This is a genomic window from Brevundimonas sp. AVps5 (assembly GCF_058681515.1).
The window spans coordinates 2,117,520-2,133,597 of record NZ_CM178740.1 but is presented as its reverse complement, the minus strand read 5'-3'; the positions used below and the strand labels follow the sequence as shown (position 1 = coordinate 2,133,597).

The window sequence follows — 16,078 nt, the reverse complement described above, 5'->3', positions numbered from 1 at the left end:
CCGGCCTGCTCTGATCCAACCATCGACTTTACCATCTGGAGCCCGGCCTTCGGCGGTGTGCACGGGAGAGGGTAATGAACGGAGGGACCACAACGCTCGCTGACCGCCACCGTGCTCTGATCACGCGTCACGCCCCGACGCTGGCTGCCGCCATCGACGCGGTTCAGACGCGGAAGAGCTGGAGCCCGTTCAGCGACAGTCCCTCGACCAAGATCCACGGCCCCGACAAACCGGGCGCGGGCAAGGCCGCGTTCGAGGCGCGGTTGGAGACAACTTTCGACCTCGGCCAGCCTGGCGTCATTGGCAAGGTCGGCGAGGAGGTCTCGCCGTTCACGCAACAGCCGCTGAATATCCGCTATCCTCAAAGCGACCCGGAGACCCTCGTCGCCGCCGCCGTCGTCGCCATGGCCGACTGGCGCAAGGCCGATTTCGAACTGCGGATCGCACTGTGTCTGGAGATGGCGGCGCGGCTGTATGACCGCAATTTCGAGATGGCCCACGCTGTCATGCATGTCGCCGGTCAAGGCTACACCCAGGCGTTTTCGGGCTCGGGCCCGAACGCCCTGGACCGGGGTGTCGAGGCGCTGGCCTATGCCGCCAAGGCTATGCGGGATGTGGCGCCGTCGGCGACCTGGCACCGCAACTTCGCCGGCGAACAGGTGGCGCTGGAGAAGACCTATGTGCTGGTCCCGCGCGGCGTGGGGCTGGTGATCTGTTGCGCGTCGTTCCCCACGTGGAACGCCTATCCGGCGATGTTCGCCTCGCTCGCCACCGGCAACCCGGTCATCGTCAAGCCGCACCCGATCGCCATCCTGCCCATGGCGATCGTGGTCGAGACGAGCCGCGCCGTCTTGACCGAGTTCGGCTTCGATCCGAACCTCGTCACCCTCGCAGTCGACACGCTCGCCGAGCCCGTCGCGCAGCATCTGGTCGATCACCCGCAGGTCCAGATCATCGATTTCACCGGCAGCCCTCGCTACGGCGGCTATCTGGAACGCACCGTCGTCGGCAAGCAGCTGTTCACCGAGACGGCAGGGGTCAACACCGTCGTCATCGAGAGCGTCGCCGATGTGGACACCGTCGCCCGCGCCTTGGCCCGCTCGTCCAGTTTGTTCTCGGCCCAGATGTGCACCAGTCCGCAGGTGATCTACGTCGCGCCCGAACTGTTCGAGCCGATGTCGAACGCCATCGTCGAACAGATCGATGCCATCGCGGCCGACCCCGCCCAGGCCGCCGGGATCATGGGCGCGATCCAGGGCGAGGTGTCGCTGAAGGTCGTGGCCGACGCCCGCGCCGCCGTCGCCGACTTGTCTGGCGTGCGGACGCTGCGGGAGGCCGCCTCCTATGCCCATCCGCAGTTCCCCGATGCCCGCACTCTGACCCCGTTGGTCATCGCGGTCGAGGCCGGCCAACACGTCGATCTCTATGCCGAGGAACGCTTCGGCCCGGTCCTGTTTCTGGTCCATAAAGACGCTGGCCAGGCGGTGATTGAGGCGACCTGGCTGGCGAGGATCAAGGGGTCGATCTCGTCCTACCTGTATTCGACCGACGAGGCCTTCATCGACAGCGCCACCCCCGCCTACGAGGCGGCGGGGGCCAATCTGTCGATCAACCTGACCGGCGCGATGTGGATCAATTTCGCCGCCGCCTACAGCGACTACCATGTCACCGGGCTGAACCCGGCGGGCAACGCCTGTCTCGCCGACCTCGACTTCGTGGCCTCGCGCTTCCGCATCGTACAGCGGCGGCGGCCCGCCGCGTGAGCGCAGACGTCTTCATCGCCGGAACCTCGATGACCCGCTTCGGCAAGCGGCCGGACGACAGCGTGAAATCTCTGACCGCAGAGGCCGTGATGGCAGCTTTGGCCGACGCAGACGCCAAGGTCGCCCACATCGAGGCGGCCTGGTTCTCCAACACCCGCCAGCCGATGCTGGAGGGTCAGAACACGGTGCGGGGCCAGATCGCGCTGCGGCCGCTCGGCCTGACCGGCATTCCCGTCGTCAATGTCGAGAACGCCTGCGCCTCGGGCTCCACCGCCCTGCTGTCGGCGATCCACTGGATCCGGGCAGGCGCGGGCGACATCGCCCTGATCGTCGGGGTCGACAAGATGGTCTGGCCCGACCGCCCCGACCGCGTCGCCGCGGCCTTCGCCGGGGGAACCGACATCCACGACCGTGAGGGCGTCGTCGCTTATCTCCGCGCCATGGGCGGCGAAGACCCTGGCCCGCACCACAGCCTGTTCATGGACCTCTACGCCGCCCAGGCCCGCGCCCACATGGCCCGCCACGGCACGACCCAGGAGGACTTCGCCCGCATCGCCGCAAAGAACCACACGGCCGGCACCCTGAACGAGCGGGCTCAGTACCGCACGCCGATGACGGTCGAACAGGCCATGGCCGACAAGCCCGTGGTCTTCCCCTTCACCCGCGCCATGTGCGCCCCTGTCAGCGACGGAGCGGCGGCGGCGGTGGTCTGTTCGGCGGCCGGACTGGCGCGGCTGGGCGGGCCTGGCCGTGCTGTCCGCGTGAGAGGTTGCGCCCTGGTCAGCGCAAGCGATCGGGCGGCCAACGACCTGGACAATCACATCGGCCGCCGCGCTGCGACTATTGCTTACGAACAGGCCGGGCTGGGACCGGACGCCGTCGATGTCGTCGAGGTGCATGACGCCACCTCCTATGCCGAGGTGCAGCAGATCGAGAACCTCGGTCTGGCCGAGCCCGGTTCTGTCAGGTGGCGGCTCAAGGCCGGCGACTTCGCGCTGGGCGGCCGGACGCCGGTCAATCCTTCGGGCGGGCTGGTGTCCAAGGGGCATCCGGTCGGGGCGACCGGCATCGCCCAACTCTTCGAACTGACGACCCAACTGCGCGGCGAAGCCGGGGCGCGGCAGGTCGAGGGCGCTCGCATCGCCGTGGCCGAGAACGGCGGCGGCTTCCTCGGCGTCGAGGAGGCGGCGACTGTCGTCACCGTGCTGGAGCGGGCGGCATGACCCACCCCATTCGCGGCCTTTATGACAATCAGGCGGCCAAGGCCGACCGACCGGCCCTGTTCGACGGCGACGAGACCCTGACCCACGGCCAACTGATCGAGACGGTCGAGGCGGCGGCGGCTGACCTCGCGGCGCGCGGCATCGGCCCGGGCGACCGGGTCGGACTGTGCGCGCGCAACAGCTGGCGGCACGTCGTCGCCTATCTGGCCATCCTGCGGGCGGGGGCGGTGTGGACGCCGCTCAATCCGAGGAACGGTGCACGGTTGAACAGCGACTTTCAGGCGCGGGCGAAGCTGGACCTGACCCTGATCGACAGCGCGTCGATCGACGCGGCAGGGGTCTCGGCGCGCCCTCTGCCGCTGGAGGCCTGGCTGGACGGCATGAGCGCCGCGACGCCCCCTCCGATCACGGACGATCCCGAAGCCCCCTTCGCCCTGAAATTCACCGGCGGCTCGACCGGCGTGCCCAAGGGGGTGGTTCAGACCCAGGCCAGCGGGACCGCGGCGCTGCGCTCGCTGCAGGCCTTCTACAGTTTCGCCGACGACGACGTGAACATGGCCGTCGCGCCCCTGACCCACGGGTCGTCGCACTATGTCCTGCCGGTGCTGGCGGCAGGCGGAGCGCATGTCCTGCTGGCCGAGCCCGTCCGCGCCGCGATCCTGAACGAACTCAAGGCCCGCGTCAGCGTCGTTTTCATGCCCCCGACCCTGATCGCCCTGCTCATGGGAGAGGCCGGGTTCCAGCCCGACGATTTCCCCCGCCTGCGCCACCTGACCTATTCCGCCGCGCCGATGTCGCCGGACCGGATCGCCCAGGCCATCGCCCGCTTCGGCCCCGTCGTCTCGTCCCTGTACGGCCAGACCGAAGCGCCCATGACCATCGCCGGCCTGTCGCCGCAGGAGATGGGCGACGCGGAGAAGCGCGCCAGCGTCGGCCGTCCCTTCTCCGACACGCCCGTGCGCCTGCTGACCGCCGACGGCGATTTCATCGAACGCGGCGAGGGCGAGATCGTGGTCGGCGGCGACCTGACCCGGACCTATTATCTGGACGCGCCCGAGCTGACGGCGGCGTCACGGCATGACGGCTGGCTGAAGACCGGCGACATCGGACGGATCGGCGACGACGGCCTGCTGCACCTGATCGGTCGGTCGAAGGATCTGATCATCACCGGCGGCTACAATGTCTATCCGGGCGAGGTGGAGGCGGCATTGAACCAGCATCCGATGGTGCGTGAGGCCTGCGCCTTTTCCGAACCCGACGACGTCTGGGGCGAGCGGCTGGAGGCGGCCGTGTCCGTTGCGCCGGATGCGGACGCTGCCGCGATCACCGCCTTCGTCCGGAAACAGATCGGCCCGGTGCGCACGCCCAAACGGCTGCACCTGCTGGACGCACTGCCCCGCAATCCCGTCGGCAAGGTGGTGCGTCACGACGTCCGCGCCCTTTGCCGAACGATCCAATCCCGACCGCTGGAGCCTGCCCGATGATCGTGATCCCCAAGGACCGGATCAAGGAAATGAAGTCGAAGGGCTGGTGGAGCGACCAGACCCTGGACGACCTTTTCAGGAGGCACGTCGCCGCCCATCCCGACCGGGAGGCTCTGGTCGATCCGCTGAACGCGGCCGATGTCGTCGGCGGCCAGACAGACCGGCTGAGCTGGCGGGAGACTGCCCATGCCATCGACCGGCTGGCAGCCGTGCTGGTCGCGCACGGAGTTCGCAAGGATCAGGTCGTCGTCATCCAGCTGCCCAATATCGCCGAGCTGACCATCGCCTATCTGGCCTGTCTGCGCCTCGGCGTGATCGCCAGCCCGGCCCCGGTCCAGTACCGCGAGAACGAGCTGGCCTACATCATCGGCAAGACCGATGCGGTTGCCGCGATCACGGCGGACCGGATCGGGAAGCACTCACACGGCGAGATGATCGTCGCCCTGAAGGCGCGCTGTCCGACGCTGAAGACCGTCTTCGTGCTGGGCGAGACCTGCCCGACCGGGGCGCTGGATCTGGAGCCCCTGATGGACGGCGTCACGGGCAAGCAGCACCGCGCGGCCCAGAAGGCGGCCAGGGACGCCCGCATCACCGCCGACGACATCGTCACCATCTGCTGGACCTCCGGCACCGAGGCCCAGCCCAAGGGGGTGCCCCGCAGCCACAACGAGTGGATCATCATGGGCGCCGGCGTCATCGACGCGGCCGACCTGGAGCCCGGCGCGCGGCTGCTGAACCCGTTCCCGATGGTCAATATGGCAGGCATCTCGACCGCCTTCGTCGGCTGGCTTCTGCTGGGCGGCGTCCTGATCCAGCACCAGCCGTTCGACCTGCCGATCCTGCTGCGTCAAATCCGCGAGGAGAAGATCGACTATACCGTCGCCCCGCCCGCCGTGCTGAACCTGCTCTTGCAGAACGAGGCGCTTCTGGAGGGCATCGACTTCAAGCGGCTGAAGTCCATCGGCTCGGGCTCGGCGCCCCTGTCGGAATGGATGGTGCGGACCTTCCACGAAAAGCACGGCGTGCAGATCGTCAACTATTTCGGCTCCAACGAGGGCGCGTCCTTCCCCAGCGCCTTGAAGGACATTCCGGACCCGGCCGAACGCGCCACCCTGTTCCCGCGGCTCGGCGACGGGTTCAAATGGAACTGTATGCTCCACGACCGGATCTTCACCCGGCTGGTCGATCCGGAGACGGAGCAGGAGATCACGCAATCCGGGCTGCCCGGCGAACTGCGGGTCAAGGGCGCGACCATCTTCTCGGGCTACTGGCGCGCGCCGGAGATCAACGCCCGGGCGTTCGACACCGACGGCTGGTTCCGCACCGGCGACCTGTTCGAACTGGCCGGCGACCGGTTGCAGTATCTGAAGTTCGTCGGCCGGCTGAAGGACATCGTCATCCGGGGCGGAATGAACATCTCGTCCGAGGAGATCGAGAACCATCTGGTCGCTCATCCGGCCGTCGCCGAGGCTGCCGTGGTCGGCGCACCCGACCCGAAGCTGGGCGAACGTCTGGCCGCCTTCGTCGTCTTCCGGCCCGGCCAGACGGCGACGATGGAAGAGATCAACCGCTTCCTGACCACCGAGCGTCAGGTCGCGGTCTACAAGCAGATCGAACGGCTGGAGACTCTGGACGCCCTGCCCCGTAACCCGGTGGGCAAGATACTCAAGCGCGACCTGCGCGCCGCCCTCAATATGACCGGGACCGCATGACGCCGCCCTTCGACACGCTTCGCCTGCCCGTCTTCGCGGCCCCCATGTTCCTGGTCTCGGGGCCGGACATGGTCATCGCCGCCTGTAAGGCCGGGATCGGCGGGGCCTTTCCGACCACCAACTGCCGCACGGTCGAGGATATCGATCGCTGGATGGACCAGATCACGGGTGCGCTGAGGCCCGGCGACGCGCCGTGGATCTGCAACCTCATCACCCACTCGACCAACGTCCGGCTGGCCGAGGATCTGCGGCTGGTCGCCCAATACAAGCCACCCGTGGTGATCACCGCCCTCGGGTCGCCCAGGCCGGTGATGGAGACGGTCAAGGCCTATGGCGGGCTGGTCTTCGCCGACGTCATCTCGATGAAGCTGGCGAAAAAGGCGGCAGAGGCGGGCGTCGATGGTTTGGCCTGCGTCAGTGCGGGCGCGGGTGGACACACCGGCCACCTGTCGCCCTTCGCCTTCATCTCGGCGGTGCGGGAGTTCTTCGACGGCTATATCGCGGTCGGAGGGGGCGTCGGGGACGGTGCCGGGATCGCGGGCGCGGTCGCCGCCGGGGCGGACTTTGTCTACATGGGCACCCGCTTCCTGGCGACGACCGAGAGCATGGCCCAGCCGGCCTACAAACAGATGGTCATCGACTCCGGGCCGGACGATCTGGTGGTGTCGGACTCGGTCACCGGCACGGCCGCGTCGTGGCTCAAGCCATCGCTGGCGGCCGCTGGTCAGGATCCCGACAATCTGGGCGGCCCGGCCGAGCGAAACTACGCGTCCGGCGGCGACAACAAGCGCTGGCGCGACATCTGGGCGGCCGGACAGGGCATCGAATCGGTCAAGGCTGTGGAGCCGATCGCCGACGTGGTCGCCCAGTTGGAGCGGGAATACGTTGCGGCGCTTGAGCGTTTCGAACTCAAGACGGCCAAGCGCCCGGCCCTGCGCGGGGCGGCGTGAGCGAACCCGTCCGGTTCAAGCTCGATCCGACCGTCGACGGGCTGGAGCTCGTTCGGCGCTGGATGGTGGCGGGCGACGGCGTAGGCGGCTTCCTGAAGCGACTGGGTTCGCATCCGGTCGAAGCGCACGAGGGCTTCGTGCGGCTGGCGCTGGACATCGACCCGGGCCACGCCAACTTCATCGGCCTGATCCACGGCGGGGTGACGGCGGCCCTGATAGACATGGCTGGCGGGGCGGCGACGATGAGCATCCTGAAGCCGGGCCAGACGCTGGTGACCTCGGATCTGACGATGCGCTTCCTCAACGCCGCGCCCGGCGAGACCGCACGGCTGGAGGCGACCGGGACGGTGACCTACCGCGATGAGCGGAAAGCCGTCGTGGCGGCGGAGGTGCGGACGGACACAGGCGTCGTGGTTGCGCAGGGGACGGTAGGCGTGGCGATCAGGTCGGCGCGTTAGACTCCCACCACCAGACTGACTGTCGTCGTCGTCGAGCCACCGATGTTCAGCGTCTGGACGTTCCGCGCGCCCTCGACCTGATAGTCGCCCGCCGTGCCGGTCGTCTGCCTGAACGCGTCCAGGGCCATCCGCACTCCGGTCGCCCCGACCGGATGACCGCAACCGATCAGGCCGCCCGAGGCGTTGATCGGCAGCCTGCCCCCCATCTCGATATCGCCGGCCTCGACCGCCTTCCAGCTCTCGCCCGGGGCGGTCAGGCCCAGGTGGTCGATAGCCATGTATTCGGTCATGGAGAAGCAGTCGTGGGTCTCCACGGCGTCGATGCCCGACAGGTCGAGACCGGCCCGGGCGCGGGCGTCGTCGATGGCGCGCTTCACCTGCGGGAAGACATAGGGTTGCCCCTCGCTGGCCCTGACCTTGCGGCCATAGTCAATCGGGGCGCAGCGGTGGCCCCAGCCCTTGATGCGGGGGAGGCTTTCCAGTGGGATACCGTGCTTGTTCGCATAGTCTGCCGCCCGTTCCGGCGAGGCGAGGATGATGGCCGCCGCGCCATCCGTGACCTGGCCGCAGTCGGTCTTCCTCACCCGACCCTCGATCACTGGATTGGCCTCGTCGTCGTCGCAGAAGCTGGCGTTGGAGAAGCTGTAGTTTCGGGTCTGGGCGTTCGGGTTGCGTCTGGCGTTGTCGAAATTGATCCGGGCGATGCGGCGCAGGTGCACTTCGTCGATGCCGTATCGCCGGTCGTATTCTTCGGTCAGATCGGAGAAGGCCCGAGGCCAGGCATACGTCGCGTCGAGGTATTCGTGCCCTGCCCAGGCGGCGGCCCCCAGATGCTCGGCGGCGGTCACGCCCGGGACGTTCCGCATCATCTCGATGCCCAGGACCATGGCGGTGCCGTAACGGCCGCTCTCGATGTCGGCGGCGGCGGCGAGGATGGCCAGGCTGCCGGAGGCGCAGGCCGCCTCGTGCCGCGACGCCGGCATGCCGTCGAAACGCTCGTCGGCCATGGCGAAGAACCCACCCAGCATCCCCTGGCCGGTGAACAGGTCACCGACGAAATTGCCGACATGGCCGACGTCGATGTCCTCAGGTTCCAGACCCGTCGCCTCCAGCGCGCCGCGCACGGCCTCGGCGAACCCGTCGCCGATTTCGAGCCCCTCGCGGGCGTAGTTGCGGGCGAAGTCCGACTGCCAGCCGCCGAGAATGTAGGTCATGAAGCGCCTTCCATTCGCTGGGTCCGCAACGCCGAGCGTCGCACCTTCCCCGCGTCGTCGCGGAGCCGTTCGGTCGTGACCTCGAGCGTCCGGGGTCGCTTGTAGGCCGCGATCCGCTCGGCGAGGTAGGCGTTCAGCGCGGCCTGATCCAGTGTCCCGTCCGCCGTCTCGACGATGGCGTGGACCCGCTGACCCAGGTCTGGATCGGGCAGGCCGACCACGACCGCGCAAAGCACGCCGGTGAAACTGTCGATCGCCGCCTCGACCTCGGCCGGATAGACGTTGGCCCCGCCGGTGATGATCAGGTCCACACGCCGGTCCGCCAGATACAGCCAACCGTCCTCGTCGACATGACCCATGTCGCCCAGGGTCTCGAAGGTGCCGTTCGCGCGGGGTTCCGCCCCCAGATACCTGTAGGTCGATCCCTGCCCCCGCAGCGGCATGAAATAGATCTCGCCGATCTCTCCGGGTGCGCAGACCTCGCCTGCCTCGTTCAGGATCTTCATCTCGTAGCCCGGCAGGCAGCGGCCGACCGACCCCGGATGATCCAGCCATTCGACGCCCCGGATGGCGGTGCCGCCCAGGGCCTCGGTGCCCGTATAGACTTCCCAGACCGTCTCGGCCCCGACCCAGTCGATCCAATTCTGTTTCAGCCACGGCGGACAGGCGGCAGCGATGTGCAGGATCTGATCCAGAGACTTCAGGTGATACTTCGCCTTCACCTCGTCGGGCAGGGTCCAGATCCGGTGCATCATCGTCGGCACCTGATACAGCCAGCTGACGCGGTGCTCGTCGATCAGCCGCAGCGTCTCTTCCGCCTCGAACTTTCGCATCAGCACGACATGGGCACCCCAGCCTATGGCCAGGCAGGTCATGCCGAACGGCCCGGCGTGATAGAGCGGCCCGGGGTTCAGCATCACGTCGTCGGCGATCATGCCCAGCAGCGGATGATCCGGGTCGGCCATCGCCGGGGCCATGTCGACGATCACCTTGGGGCGGCCGGTCGAGCCGCCGCTGGCGATAGCCTTCAGATGTTTCGACACGATCTCGGGCAAGGGGGAAGAATCGGCGTCCGGGTCGTAGGTCGCCGCCTCCGACAACCAGGGCCAGTCGCCGGCCTTGGTCGCATCCTCGATGACGATCAGTCGCGGTTTCAGCAGGTCGAGGATGGCGTGCAGTTCGGCGGCCGGCAGCTTGGCCGACAGCGGGGCCGGCGTCGCGCCCAGCGCCCAGGCGGCATAGGCCAGTTCCAGAAAGGCCGGGCCGTTCGGCAGGGCGATGGCGACGAAATCGCCTGCGACCACCCCTCCCTTCGCCAGCGTCCGCGCCCGCCGGTTGACCCGCGCCGCAAGCTCGCGTCGCGTCAACGTAACCCCTTCGAACGTCAGGGCCGGCCGGTCGGGATCGCGCCCGGCATGGATGTTCAGCAGGACGCCGACGGCGCGCAGCGATTCCGGCGGCCCCATCGCCACGGCCATCGAGCGCGGGCGCGCCGGGCGTCTCATACGGCGGACTCCGTTTCGGCGCGACCCACCGGCCTGGGCGGCCAGGGGATCAGCGAACTCGTCCGGGCGATGTAATCCCCATAGCCGGGCCGGTGATAGGTCAGCCGCTTCTCATACGACGACCCGCCTGAGTATTTCAGGAACAGCACCAACAACAGGATCGGCCCGACGATGCCGAACAGGCCGGGCGTCGTCTCGGCTGCGATCCCGAACAGGCCGAACCAGGTGCACAGATCGCCAAAATAGTTCGGGTGCCTGGTGTAGCGCCACAGGCCCTGGTCGAAGACCTTGCCCGCATTCGCCGGGTCCGCCTTGAACCGGACCAGCTGCCAGTCGGCGAGGCTTTCAAAGCCGATCCCGAACAGCACCAGTCCCGCACAGGCCCAGCCCAGCGCCCCAACTTCGACTGGCATCGCCGACATCTGCCCCAGCTGGACCGGCAGGCTGGTGACCCACAGGATCGGGGCCTGGGTTATGAACACCATCCGCCAGGACGCCTTGTCGAAGCTCCAGCCCTTCGCCACCTGGGCCCGCTCCATCATCTTGACGTAGCGGCGATCCGGACCATAGGTCTGCCAGCGCCACAGGATGTAACCTCCCAATCGCATCCCCCAGACGCAGCTGAGGCCCGTGATCAGCAGCATTCGCTCCGGCGAGCCATTGGCCTGAAAGAACGTCGTCACCGCCATCAGGGCCAGGCCGAACGCCCACCAGGCATCCACGAACGACACGTCCCGGATCGCACAGCCGACCCGCCACAGGATCACGAAGGACGCGGTGGTGAGGGCGAGGTTGATCCCGAGAATGGTCAGGATTTCACCAATCGGCGGCATGGCCAGGTCTCTCGTGCATCGCGCGCGTTCCCGAATAATGGTCTGTAAACAAAAGTGACACGACTTGTCGGACACCACAAGCCGAAGCAATCCTCAATCGAACCATCGGTGCCATTTCGTGGAATGGAGCTCGGGCGCAAAGCGGACAGGGGTAGGGTGCCAGCATTCCCGAGTTTGACGCTGGACTTCCGGTCTCAGCGGAGCGTCAGAGTCTCTCCGTCCGGCCGGGCCCGGGCTAGCCTCAGTGGGGCGGAAAGCGCCCCTCATCGAGCGAGGCGAACATGAAACTGCTGCACATCCACCGCGAAATCCTCGAGCTCGCCGCAGAGTCCTCTGTCGGGCCGACGATGCGCCACCCCCCGAAATCGAGGAAGCGGTGGCGACCCTAGTAGGTGAAGGACTGCTGTCCGTCGGAGAAGGCACGGTCCGCATCAGCGCCATCGGCTTGGTCGTTCTCGCCCCCTGACGAAGGGCCGGGAGCGATAGTCCCATTCTGACGCAGCTCGGCGGCAGGAGACAACCGCGTTTACGCGTTGTCGGATCGGTTCGGCTAGTTCAGCTCCCAGTATGGATGTCGCGACCGCTACCTAGGTGGTGTGGACAAAGTGTCTGATCCACAGTCGGATGGATGCGACGAGGACGAAGCCGAGAAAGCTGTCGGCGGTCTTGTCGTATCGGGTAGCCAGTCGTCGGCTGTGTTTGAGCTTTGAGATGCATCGCTCGACGAGGTTTCGCAGGCTGTAGATGTGGCCGTCGATGACGGGCTGCACCTTGCGGTTCCGCTTGGCCGGGATGACGGCGGCGACGCCTCGAGCTGCCAGGTCGGCGAGGATGAAGTCGGCGTCGTATCCCTTGTCGGCGAGCAGGACGCGAGGCTTGGGCCCGGGCTCGTCCATGACGGGGCCGTAGCCTTTCACATCAGAGACCTGGCCGCCGCTCAGCGTGACCGCGACAGGGAGGCCCAGAGCGTTGCTGCGGAGATGGATCCTGGTCGAGAAGCCACCACGCGAGCGGCCAGGACCCTGGTCCTGATCCCCTTTTTTTGCGCGCCGGCGGCGTGCTGATGGGCGCGGATAATGGTGGAATCGATCATCTGGACGCTGGCGTGACCTTCGCCGGTCTCGTTCAGCGCCTCCAGCATGACGTCCCAGGTCCCCGCCTGTGTCCAGCGCCGGAACTGGCGATAGACCGAGTTCCATGTCCCGAAATGGCTGTGCAGGTCACGCCAGGCCGTGTCCGTCCGGGCGATCCAGAACACCCCGTCCAGCACCAGGCGATGATCGCGAGGACGCCGCCCTCGCCTTGGCCCCGTCTCGACCACGAACGGTTCGAAGAACGCCCACTCCGCATCCGACATCAAACCACGAACCAAGGCTGCTCTCCGCAAAGAACAGCCTTGAATCAGCGATCAGGCGATTTGGGAATCCTCGGTGACCACACGGCCTGGATGCTGGCATATGTGACTTGAAATCGCTCGACTTCGGTCATGCCGGTTCGACCCCGGCCGCCTGCACCATACTTCGAGCTCGGCTAGACGATGGAGGCGTAAGCCACGCCGGTCATCGCGACGACAACCTCCTCGATCAAAGGAGCGCCTCGTGATCCATTGACCATGACAACCACTCCGCGCCGGCGCGCAGCGTCCCCCAGGGCGACCGATATGTGAGCGTTCCCGTTCTTTCCCCAGTGATGAAACAGGTTTCCGTCCCCACGCCGTTCAAGGCCCCAGCCGAGGCCGGGCGGCAGAAGCAGGCGATTGGGCCGTTCAAGCTGGGGCGTCAGCATCAGCTGTCGTGATGAGTCGGAAACCTGCCATCGCCTCGGCGATCTCGGCGCCGTCATCATGAGCGTCATGAAGCGCGCATAGTCTTTGACGGTGGTCCGGGTGCTGGACGCGACGTCGATGGCCGCATTGGTGGGAAGATTCCACAGCCACAGAGGCCTTTCCGCGAACGATGGGACGCTATGGGGACGCATCACGCCGTGCGCGGTGCGAATGTCGTGATGCGTCCAGCCGGGCACGGCTCGGCCCCAGCGCTCCGCGACTTCATAAAGGCGGGGCATGTGCTGGCTGCGGAACTGGCTCACCTCGAGAACGGCCCGGCCGTCGTCGGCCACGACATGCCCGTACACCTCTCGCGCATCCCGTTCCGGTGTCCACACCATCGCCATGTCATCCAGACCCGCCGGGCGAAACAGATAGCGCGCCATGAGTTCGCCAATGCCGACGCCGGTGATGGTCTCGACGACCTGTTGCAGCCAGTGATAGGCCTCGCCCGAGTAGGCGTAGGCGCTGCCGGGATCGAAAGCCGGGACGAGTTCAGCGGTTTCAGCAGATTCATCTCGCCAGTTCGGCAAGCCGGTCGAATGACACAGGACATGCCGAACCGTCACGGCCTTGAGGCGGACGTCGCTGGACTGACCGCCAGGGCGGGCATAGTCGGCCAGGCGCGAATCCAGGCTCAACCTTTGCTCCTCTATGAGCTTCATGACGACGTAGCCAAAAATGGGCTTGGACAGCGACGCCGCCTGGAAGAGCGTCCGCTCCGTCACCGGATCGCCGGTCTCTATGTTGGCTACGCCATAGTGGCCTTGCCAGGCCAGGCGGCCCTCTTCGATGACCGCAATCGCCATCCCGGGGACGCTATGACGCTGCATCAGCGGTGCGAACGACGCTGCGGTCGCCGCGCCCGGAATCCAGCTCGGCCGAGACGCCTGCGCCTTCGCGGCGGCCGGCAGCAGCGCGGCGGTCGCTGATCCGACCAGAAACCGGGCCGCCGAGCGGCGCGAAATCGACATCGAGGCGGACCGCTTCGCAGAGGGGCGGTGGTGGGCGTTCATTCTGCTCTCCTGTCCTTTTTAGATGCGCGCCAACGCACGGAGGTCTTCAAAGCTGTCTTTGCTGCGGCCTTAATCTCACGCGTGCGGTCGGCGCCGACTCGACGCTCCGCTCGCGAACATCGCCAAACGAGAGGCGGCTCGCCCCTGTCGCCGAGATTGCGGCGTCGACACTGACGTCACCGAAACTCGCCTGCGCATTGTCCTCGCCGATAAGCGACAGGTCTCCGATGGCGTGCGCGGTCGCGAACACCGAATTGTCAGACACGATGAGCGAAAGATCGCGCACCTCGCCGGTCAGATGCGCGGTTGAACACTCCTCGAGGCGAAGCCCCAGGTCATCGATCGCATCGATACTGACGAAGCTGTTCGCCGCAACGTCCAGGTTCACTTTCTGAGGCGTGCGGATCACTACAAGAGGAGCGTTCGCATCAACCGCGCACAATGGTCCGGCTGAAGGTACTCCCGTGTTGATGATGAGACGATCCTGCAGGCTGGAGATCGTCAGCTGATCTGTGTTCGCCTCAACGACGACGTCAGCGCGGGCCTCGGGTATGACCACAATCAATGCGGATCCCCGAACGACGATCCGATTGGTCGAGTACGATCCGATGTTCCGCACGCTCGACAGACCGGCGCCGGAGACCCTTGCATGTCCAGCGCCGAGACGGTGCATGGCCGAGCGGTCAAGATCGAGATAGCTCATGAGCACCCGGGGCGGCTGGCTCGCCCAAGCGCCACCGCATCCCGCCAGGCACAGGACGCCGGTCGCCAATGCTCCCGCCAGGCGCAGTTCGGGCGATGGCGCCGACAGAGTGAGCGCGGCGAACCGCTCCGGAAGCGAGGCCCGATCATTGAGGGCGCAACCGACAGGCGCGCGCCGCACTTCGGTCGATGCGCGCAGGAGCGCCTGCACATAGGTCTTTCGGTCGGCCGGGCGTGCGCGGATGACACGAGCGTCACACGCAACTTCCTGTTCCTCCCGCATTCGCCGCCAACCAAGATGTGCAACGGGATTGCACCAGAACAGGCACAGCACAATCGACGCGGCGAGGTTGGCAAGAAGATCGCCACGCTCCGCATGCGCCCTTTCGTGCATCAGAATGAGGTGCCGTTCAGCGGGATTGAATCTCGCCTCGAAGTCCGAGGGGACAACGATGACCGGCTCATGCGCCCAGACCAGACACGGTCCCACAGTGCTCGATGAGGTTCGATAGACGTCCTGACCGTATTCCACGACCGGCACGAGGTTTCCGAGCGACCTGCGGAAGCGTCGCTGACGTTCCAGCAGCGCCAGCGCAAACGCAGTTGCGCCGACAAGCCAGACGATCAATGCGAGACCCGCGACCGGAGATGCCCGCAAGGCATCGTCCAAGTGGCCTGCGGGGCCTGATTCCGCCGGCGTCGCTGCATCTCGCTCGGTCGCCCGCTGCGGCGCTGACAAGCGTCGTTCCTGAACCTCGGCGCTTTCGACCGTCGTAGGCCCGGGAACCATCACTGCGATGATCGCGAGCGGGACGAGAAGCCACCGGAGATAGGCCACCTCGGCGCCGAACGCGCGCAACATCAAGGGACGCAGGGCGATCGACAGCGCAACGGCTGCAACAAGCGCGAGGTTAGCCTGAAGGAGCTCGCCCGGGATCTCAGTCACCGGCGTCGCCATCGTGAAACCGATCCAGGATACGTTGGATTTCCTCCGCCTCCTGTTCACTCAGTCGCCCGCTTTGAGAAAAGCAACTCACCAGCGGCGCCAGGCGACCGTCAAACAGGCGTGCGAGGAAGGTCCCGCTCTCAGCTTCAAGGTAGGCCTCTCTGCTCAGTTGCGCAGAGTACAGGGCGCGCCGCCCCACCCGTTGGGCGCGCAGGGCCCGTTTTTTGAGAAGCCGGTTGATCAGGGTCTTGACGGTCGAGCTGGACCAGCCCGTCTCATGGGCGACGCGGGCGTAGACCTCATCCGCCGTCAGCGGCTCCGCGCGCCAAAAGACCTCCATAATCCGGCTTTCTGCGTCGCTGATCATGAGTACTCCGCCGATTTGTCGCGAGAATATTACGTATGTAAAATTACGAGTCAAGTTCAGTTCGACCGACCACAGCGGCG

At 66.7% G+C, this 16,078-nt stretch carries 12 protein-coding genes and 1 pseudogene; 6 read left to right on the top strand and 7 right to left on the bottom strand.

Annotated elements, in window-relative coordinates; translation table 11 throughout:
- Positions 1-74: 74 nt before the first annotated feature.
- The 6 genes from ACW18A_RS10805 to ACW18A_RS10780 are packed head-to-tail and all read left to right on the top strand — an operon-like array spanning position 75 to position 7,590.
- Positions 75-1,763, top strand: a complete 1,689-nt coding sequence (locus tag ACW18A_RS10805; RefSeq protein WP_492021721.1) for an aldehyde dehydrogenase family protein — start codon at positions 75-77, stop codon at positions 1,761-1,763.
- Positions 1,760-2,986, top strand: coding sequence for a thiolase family protein (locus ACW18A_RS10800; protein ID WP_492021720.1), 1,227 nt, complete (start codon positions 1,760-1,762; stop codon positions 2,984-2,986). The genes ACW18A_RS10805 and ACW18A_RS10800 overlap by 4 nt, the downstream gene beginning before the upstream one ends.
- On the top strand, positions 2,983-4,470 hold the full coding sequence (locus ACW18A_RS10795) for a class I adenylate-forming enzyme family protein (protein WP_492021719.1): 1,488 nt from the start codon (positions 2,983-2,985) through the stop codon (positions 4,468-4,470). The genes ACW18A_RS10800 and ACW18A_RS10795 overlap by 4 nt, the downstream gene beginning before the upstream one ends.
- Positions 4,467-6,182 (top strand): class I adenylate-forming enzyme family protein, encoded by a 1,716-nt coding sequence (locus ACW18A_RS10790; RefSeq protein ID WP_492021718.1) that lies wholly within the window; start codon positions 4,467-4,469, stop codon positions 6,180-6,182. The genes ACW18A_RS10795 and ACW18A_RS10790 overlap by 4 nt, the downstream gene beginning before the upstream one ends.
- Positions 6,179-7,132: an NAD(P)H-dependent flavin oxidoreductase gene (locus tag ACW18A_RS10785; RefSeq protein ID WP_492021717.1), complete on the top strand. Its 954-nt coding sequence runs from the start codon at positions 6,179-6,181 to the stop codon at positions 7,130-7,132. The genes ACW18A_RS10790 and ACW18A_RS10785 overlap by 4 nt, the downstream gene beginning before the upstream one ends.
- Complete coding sequence (locus ACW18A_RS10780) at positions 7,129-7,590, top strand: PaaI family thioesterase (protein WP_492021716.1); 462 nt, start codon at positions 7,129-7,131, stop codon at positions 7,588-7,590. The genes ACW18A_RS10785 and ACW18A_RS10780 overlap by 4 nt, the downstream gene beginning before the upstream one ends.
- Here the strand turns inward: ACW18A_RS10780 and ACW18A_RS10775 are convergent.
- From ACW18A_RS10775 to ACW18A_RS10745, 7 genes and pseudogenes are all read right to left on the bottom strand, one after another.
- On the bottom strand, positions 7,587-8,804 hold the full coding sequence (locus ACW18A_RS10775) for an acetyl-CoA acetyltransferase (RefSeq protein ID WP_492021715.1): 1,218 nt from the start codon (positions 8,802-8,804) through the stop codon (positions 7,587-7,589). The two genes, ACW18A_RS10780 and ACW18A_RS10775, sit on opposite strands and share 4 nt — an antisense overlap.
- Complete coding sequence (locus ACW18A_RS10770) at positions 8,801-10,309, bottom strand: AMP-binding protein (RefSeq protein ID WP_492021714.1); 1,509 nt, start codon at positions 10,307-10,309, stop codon at positions 8,801-8,803. The genes ACW18A_RS10775 and ACW18A_RS10770 overlap by 4 nt, the downstream gene beginning before the upstream one ends.
- On the bottom strand, positions 10,306-11,142 hold the full coding sequence (locus tag ACW18A_RS10765) for a DUF1295 domain-containing protein (protein WP_492021713.1): 837 nt from the start codon (positions 11,140-11,142) through the stop codon (positions 10,306-10,308). The genes ACW18A_RS10770 and ACW18A_RS10765 overlap by 4 nt, the downstream gene beginning before the upstream one ends.
- A gap of 587 nt (positions 11,143-11,729) precedes the next feature.
- Positions 11,730-12,499, bottom strand: a pseudogene (locus ACW18A_RS10760) (IS5 family transposase).
- 173 nt (positions 12,500-12,672) lie between these two features.
- Complete coding sequence (locus tag ACW18A_RS10755; protein ID WP_492021712.1) at positions 12,673-13,983, bottom strand: serine hydrolase domain-containing protein; 1,311 nt, start codon at positions 13,981-13,983, stop codon at positions 12,673-12,675.
- Between the two features lie 46 nt (positions 13,984-14,029).
- Complete coding sequence (locus tag ACW18A_RS10750) at positions 14,030-15,643, bottom strand: M56 family metallopeptidase (RefSeq protein ID WP_492021711.1); 1,614 nt, start codon at positions 15,641-15,643, stop codon at positions 14,030-14,032.
- Positions 15,624-15,998, bottom strand: coding sequence for a BlaI/MecI/CopY family transcriptional regulator (locus ACW18A_RS10745; protein ID WP_492021710.1), 375 nt, complete (start codon positions 15,996-15,998; stop codon positions 15,624-15,626). The genes ACW18A_RS10750 and ACW18A_RS10745 overlap by 20 nt, the downstream gene beginning before the upstream one ends.
- Positions 15,999-16,078: the final 80 nt, after the last annotated feature.

What these genes read in the sequence shown, in the direction of transcription:
- ACW18A_RS10745 (WP_492021710.1), bottom strand. Translation starts at nt 15,998, where the DNA reads ATGATCAGCGACGCAGAAAGCCGGATTATGGAGGTCTTTTGGCGCGCG.
- ACW18A_RS10805 (WP_492021721.1), top strand. Translation starts at nt 75, where the DNA reads ATGAACGGAGGGACCACAACGCTCGCTGACCGCCACCGTGCTCTGATC.
- ACW18A_RS10770 (WP_492021714.1), bottom strand. Translation starts at nt 10,309, where the DNA reads ATGAGACGCCCGGCGCGCCCGCGCTCGATGGCCGTGGCGATGGGGCCG.
- ACW18A_RS10795 (WP_492021719.1), top strand. Translation starts at nt 2,983, where the DNA reads ATGACCCACCCCATTCGCGGCCTTTATGACAATCAGGCGGCCAAGGCC.
- ACW18A_RS10775 (WP_492021715.1), bottom strand. Translation starts at nt 8,804, where the DNA reads ATGACCTACATTCTCGGCGGCTGGCAGTCGGACTTCGCCCGCAACTAC.
- ACW18A_RS10765 (WP_492021713.1), bottom strand. Translation starts at nt 11,142, where the DNA reads ATGCCGCCGATTGGTGAAATCCTGACCATTCTCGGGATCAACCTCGCC.
- ACW18A_RS10785 (WP_492021717.1), top strand. Translation starts at nt 6,179, where the DNA reads ATGACGCCGCCCTTCGACACGCTTCGCCTGCCCGTCTTCGCGGCCCCC.
- ACW18A_RS10755 (WP_492021712.1), bottom strand. Translation starts at nt 13,983, where the DNA reads ATGAACGCCCACCACCGCCCCTCTGCGAAGCGGTCCGCCTCGATGTCG.
- ACW18A_RS10790 (WP_492021718.1), top strand. Translation starts at nt 4,467, where the DNA reads ATGATCGTGATCCCCAAGGACCGGATCAAGGAAATGAAGTCGAAGGGC.
- ACW18A_RS10750 (WP_492021711.1), bottom strand. Translation starts at nt 15,643, where the DNA reads ATGGCGACGCCGGTGACTGAGATCCCGGGCGAGCTCCTTCAGGCTAAC.